General features: G+C 54.4%; 3 tRNA genes. All 3 read left to right on the top strand.

The features are described from left to right. Positions 1-2: 2 nt before the first annotated feature. Positions 3-92 (top strand) — tRNA-Ser (locus HMPREF2917_RS10700). 9 nt (positions 93-101) lie between these two features. After that, positions 102-175: transfer RNA gene (locus HMPREF2917_RS10695), tRNA-Met, on the top strand. Positions 176-178: 3 nt separating this feature from the next. Next, a tRNA-Phe gene (locus tag HMPREF2917_RS10690) sits at positions 179-251 on the top strand. Position 252: the final 1 nt, after the last annotated feature.

The raw sequence follows: 252 nt of genomic DNA, 5'->3' as shown, positions 1-252 counted from the left end.
TTGGAGGATTACCCAAGTCCGGCTGAAGGGAACGGTCTTGAAAACCGTCAGGCGTGTAAAAGCGTGCGTGGGTTCGAATCCCACATCCTCCTTAATATTAACGCGGGATGGAGCAGCTCGGTAGCTCGTCGGGCTCATAACCCGAAGGTCGTAGGTTCAAATCCTGCTCCCGCAATTTGGCTCGGTAGCTCAGTTGGTAGAGCAATGGATTGAAGCTCCATGTGTCGGCGGTTCGATTCCGTCTCGCGCCAT

It is taken from the genome of Streptococcus sp. HMSC061E03 (genome assembly GCF_001813505.1).
GTDB lineage: Bacteria > Bacillota > Bacilli > Lactobacillales > Streptococcaceae > Streptococcus.
The sequence above is the reverse complement of the archived record's forward strand: the minus strand, read 5'-3'. Positions and strand labels throughout refer to the sequence as shown.